The following is a 5,324-nucleotide window of genomic DNA, read 5'->3' on the forward strand; positions in this document are numbered from 1 at the left end:
AAAAATAACCAATACCAGATAATCAAAGTTAAATGCAATTATCCCGAAGCCGTGTTGTTCGTGAAAAAGCTGGACATCGACTACCGCATGCAGTTCAAGCGTGACGTGGTGATCGACCTGGTCTGCTACCGTCGTCGCGGCCACAACGAGGCCGACGAGCCAAGCGGCACCCAGCCGATCATGTATCAGCAGATCACTAAACAGCGCACCACCCGTGAGCTGTACGCCGATCGTCTGACCCAGGGCGGTGTACTCGACGCAGAGCGTGTTCAGGCGAAAGTCGACGAATACCGCAACGCGCTGGACAACGGCCTGCATGTTGTAAAAAGCCTGGTCAAAGAGCCGAACAAAGAGTTGTTCGTCGACTGGCGTCCTTATCTGGGCCACGCCTGGACTGCGCGTCACGACACTCGCTTCGATCTGAAAACCTTGCAGGAACTGTCCGCCAAGCTGCTGGAAATTCCGGAAGGCTTCGTGGTTCAGCGCCAGGTCTCGAAAATCTACGAAGACCGTCAGAAAATGCAAGCCGGCGGCCTGCCGATCAACTGGGGTTACGCCGAAACCATGGCGTACGCGACCCTGGCGTTCGAAGGTCATCCGATTCGCATGACGGGTCAGGACATCGGTCGCGGTACGTTCTCGCACCGTCATGCTGTCTTGCACAACCAGAAAGACGCGGGCACCTACGTCCCGCTGCAAAACCTGTACAAGGGCCAGCCTCGTTTCGACCTGTACGATTCGTTCCTGTCCGAAGAAGCCGTGCTGGCGTTCGAATACGGTTACTCGACCACCACGCCTGAGGCGCTGGTGATCTGGGAAGCCCAGTTCGGCGACTTCGCCAACGGTGCCCAAGTGGTTATCGACCAGTTCATCACCAGTGGCGAGCACAAGTGGGGCCGTCTTTGCGGTCTGACCATGCTGCTGCCGCACGGTTATGAAGGTCAGGGTCCGGAGCACTCTTCGGCTCGTCTGGAGCGTTACCTGCAACTGTGCGCCGAGCACAACATTCAGGTAGCCGTACCGACTACGCCGGCTCAGATCTACCATTTGCTGCGTCGTCAGGTGATTCGCCCGCTGCGCAAGCCATTGATCGTTCTGACTCCAAAGTCGCTGCTGCGTCACAAACTGGCCGTATCGACCCTGGAAGATCTGGCCGAAGGTTCGTTCCAGACCGTTATCCCGGAAATCGATGCCCTGGACCCGAAAAAGGTCGAGCGCGTTGTTCTGTGTAGCGGCAAGGTCTACTACGACCTGCTGGAAAAACGCCGTGCCGAAGGTCGTGATGACATCGCCATCGTGCGTATCGAGCAGCTGTACCCATTCCCTGAGGACGACTTGAACGAAGTCCTGGCTCCGTACACCAACCTCAAACATATCGTTTGGTGTCAGGAAGAGCCGATGAACCAGGGTGCCTGGTACTGCAGCCAACACCACATGCGCCGCATCGTTGGCAATCACAACAAGTCGCTCGTACTCGAATACGCCGGCCGTGATGCTTCTGCTGCACCTGCTTGTGGTTATGCATCGATGCACGCTGAGCAGCAGGAAAAACTGCTGCAAGACGCCTTTACTGTTTAACGCCTTCGCGCACCTGAAACCGAATTTAAGGACCCACAGATAATGGCTATCGAAATCAAAGCCCCCACTTTCCCGGAATCGGTTGCCGATGGCACCGTTGCCACCTGGCACAAAAAACCGGGCGACGCTGTAAAGCGTGACGACCTGATCGTCGACATCGAAACCGACAAGGTTGTGCTGGAAGTGTTGGCTACCGCTGACGGCGTGCTGGGCGCTATCGTCAAGAACGAAGGCGACACCGTTCTGTCCGACGAAGTGCTGGGCTCCATCGAAGCGGGCGGCGCTGCTGCCGCTCCAGCTGCTGCCGCTGCTCCGGCTGCTGCACAAGCTGCTGCGCCAGCCGCTGAAGGCGAAGACGATCCTGTTGCTGCACCGGCTGCTCGCAAGCTGGCTGAAGAAAACGGTATCAACATCGCTTCCGTTGCCGGCACCGGCAAAGGCGGTCGTGTGACCAAGGAAGACGTGGTTGCAGCCGTTGCTGCCAAGAAAGCCGCTCCGGCTGCCGCGCCTGCCAAGGCTGCAGCTCCGGCTGCCGCTGCTCCTGTGTTCGCCGCTGGCGACCGCATCGAGAAGCGCGTTCCGATGACCCGCGTTCGCGCTACCGTGGCCAAGCGCCTGGTAGAAGCCCAGTCGAACATGGCGATGCTGACCACGTTCAACGAAGTCGACATGACCGAAGTCATGGCCCTGCGTTCGAAGTACAAGGACCTGTTCGAGAAGTCCCATAACGGCGTGCGCCTGGGCTTCATGTCGTTCTTCGTCAAGGCTGCCACCGAAGCGCTGAAACGCTTCCCGGCGGTCAACGCGTCGATCGACGGTGCCGACATCGTTTACCACGGTTATGCCGACGTCGGTGTGGCTGTTTCCAGCGACCGCGGCCTGGTTGTTCCGGTTCTGCGTAACGCCGAACTGATGAGCCTGGCTGAAATCGAAGGCGGCATCGCCACCTTCGGCAAGAAGGCTCGTGACGGCAAACTGTCGATGGACGAAATGACCGGCGGTACGTTCACCATCACCAACGGTGGTACCTTCGGTTCGATGATGTCGACTCCGATCGTCAACCCGCCGCAAGCGGCCATCCTGGGCATGCACAACATTCTGCAGCGTCCTATGGCGATCAACGGTCAGGTCGTGATCCGTCCGATGATGTACCTGGCTCTGTCCTACGATCACCGTCTGATCGATGGCAAAGAAGCTGTGACCTTCCTGGTTACCATCAAGAACCTGCTGGAAGACCCGGCTCGTTTGCTGCTGGATATCTGATTTCGTTGCACGGGCCGTCCAGTGATGGGCGGCCCTCCTGTAATGACCAGCTTCGTCCCACGACAGTCCCCAAAAGGGATTGTCCGGTTTGATTCGAGAAGGAATGACACATGACTCAGAAATTCGACGTGGTAGTGATTGGCGCGGGCCCTGGCGGTTACGTGGCTGCCATTAAAGCAGCGCAACTGGGCCTCTCCACTGCCTGCATCGAGAAATACACCGACAAGGAAGGCAAACTGGCCCTCGGCGGTACTTGCCTGAACGTCGGTTGCATTCCATCCAAGGCGCTGCTGGACAGCTCCTGGAAATACAAGGAAGCCAAAGAAGGCTTCGCGATCCACGGTATCAATCACGCTGGCGTGACCATGGACGTGGCGGCAATGGTTGGCCGTAAAGCCAACATCGTCAAAGGCCTGACCTCTGGCGTTGCCACCCTGTTCAAGGCGAACGGCGTCACTTCCCTGCAAGGCCACGGCAAACTGCTGGCCGGCAAGAAAGTCGAGCTGACCAAGCCAGACGGCACCGTCGAAATCATCGAAGCCGAGAACGTGATTCTGGCTTCGGGCTCGCGTCCGATCGACATTCCACCGGCTCCGGTTGACCAGAACGTGATCGTCGATTCGACCGGCGCGCTGGAATTCCAATCCGTACCTAAGCGTCTGGGCGTTATCGGCGCTGGCGTAATCGGTCTGGAACTGGGTTCGGTCTGGTCGCGTCTGGGTTCGGAAGTGGTTGTTCTGGAAGCGCTGGAGAAGTTCTTGCCAGCGGCTGACGACGCCGTTTCCAAAGAAGCCTTCAAGACCCTGACCAAACAAGGTCTGGACATCAAGCTGGGCGCTCGCGTTACCGGTTCCAAAGTGAACGGCAACGAAGTTGTCGTGAACTACACCGATGCCAATGGCGAACAGAACATCACGTTCGACAAGCTGATCGTTGCCGTTGGTCGCCGTCCGGTGACCACCGAGCTGCTGGCAGCTGACAGCGGTGTGAACATCGACGAACGTGGCTTCGTTTTCGTTGACGACCAGTGCGCCACCAGCGTTCCGGGCGTTTACGCGATCGGTGACGTGGTTCGCGGCATGATGCTGGCGCACAAGGCGTCCGAAGAAGGCATCATGGTGGTTGAGCGCATCAAGGGCCACAAAGCCCAAATCAACTATGACCTGATCCCGTCTGTTATTTATACTCACCCGGAAATCGCGTGGGTCGGCAAAACCGAGCAGGTCTTGAAGGCTGAAGGCGTTGAAGTTAACGTTGGCACCTTCCCGTTTGCAGCCAGTGGCCGTGCCATGGCAGCCAACGATACCGGCGGTTTCGTGAAAGTCATTGCTGATGCCAAGACTGACCGCGTATTGGGCGTCCACGTGATTGGCCCGAGCGCTGCAGAACTGGTTCAGCAGGGCGCGATCGGCATGGAATTCGGCACCAGCGCGGAAGACCTGGGCATGATGGTTTTCTCCCATCCGACCCTGTCCGAAGCCTTGCACGAAGCAGCTCTGGCTGTGAATGGCGGCGCCATCCACATTGCCAACCGCAAGAAGCGTTAAGACAAGACAATAAGAAACCACGGCGGAAGGCCCGTCGTGAGCCTTGCGTGCAAGACTCACCGCGGAATGTCCGCCGGACGCAGCCTTGCGTAGTTTCACCGGTTATCCGGAACACCTACGCAAGCAGCAGTCACAGGTGGTGCGGCACTTGAACAAGTGCAGCACCGAATGCGCAGTACCTAACGAAGACGGTAATAAGCATGAATCTTCACGAGTATCAGGGTAAGCAGCTGTTCGCTGAATACGGCCTGCCAGTATCCCAGGGTTTCGCCGTAGACACCCCGGAAGCAGCAGCAGAAGCGTGCGACAAGATCGGCGGGACCGAATGGGTTGTCAAAGCCCAGGTTCACGCAGGTGGTCGCGGTAAAGCGGGCGGCGTTAAGCTGGTTCGCAGCAAAGAAGACGCCAAAGCATTCGCTCAACAGTGGTTGGGCAAGCGTCTGGTGACTTACCAGACTGATGCCAATGGTCAGCCAGTCACCAAGATCCTGGTTGAGTCGTGCACTGATATCGCTAAAGAGTTGTACCTGGGCGCTGTCGTTGACCGTTCGAGCCGTCGCATCGTGTTCATGGCTTCCACCGAAGGTGGCGTGGACATCGAGAAAATCGCTCACGACACCCCTGAGAAAATCCTCAAGGCCACTATCGATCCACTGGTTGGCGCTCAGCCATTCCAGGGTCGCGAGCTGGCATTCCAGCTGGGTCTGGAAGGCAAGCAAGTTGCTCAGTTCGCCAAGATCTTCGTAGGTCTGGCCAAGCTGTTCAAGGATCACGACCTGGCTCTGCTGGAAGTGAACCCGCTGGTGATCAAGGCTGACGGCGATCTGCATTGCCTCGACGCCAAGATCAACATCGACGCCAACGCCATGTACCGTCAGCCTAAGCTGAAGACTTTCCACGAGCCGGCGCTCGACGATCCGCGCGACGCGCACGCTG

The 5,324-nt window shown here is 58.0% G+C and carries 4 protein-coding genes; all 4 read left to right on the forward strand.

Annotated elements, in window-relative coordinates; genetic code table 11:
• Positions 1-1,578 (forward strand): 2-oxoglutarate dehydrogenase E1 component (locus ACIQV9_RS06835; RefSeq protein WP_403099560.1); only part of this gene is annotated, 1,578 nt, incomplete at its 5' end.
• A 42-nt stretch (positions 1,579-1,620) separates the two neighbouring features.
• Positions 1,621-2,841, forward strand: a complete 1,221-nt coding sequence (odhB, locus tag ACIQV9_RS06840) for a 2-oxoglutarate dehydrogenase complex dihydrolipoyllysine-residue succinyltransferase (protein WP_010456848.1) — start codon at positions 1,621-1,623, stop codon at positions 2,839-2,841.
• Positions 2,842-2,951: 110 nt separating this feature from the next.
• Positions 2,952-4,388, forward strand: coding sequence for a dihydrolipoyl dehydrogenase (gene lpdA, locus ACIQV9_RS06845; RefSeq protein WP_403099562.1), 1,437 nt, complete (start codon positions 2,952-2,954; stop codon positions 4,386-4,388).
• A 200-nt stretch (positions 4,389-4,588) separates the two neighbouring features.
• A partial coding sequence (locus tag ACIQV9_RS06850; protein ID WP_403099565.1) for an ATP-grasp domain-containing protein occupies positions 4,589-5,324 on the forward strand: 736 nt, incomplete at its 3' end.

This window comes from Pseudomonas sp. NPDC099000 (assembly GCF_044759925.1).
Classification (GTDB): Bacteria; Pseudomonadota; Gammaproteobacteria; order Pseudomonadales; family Pseudomonadaceae; genus Aquipseudomonas.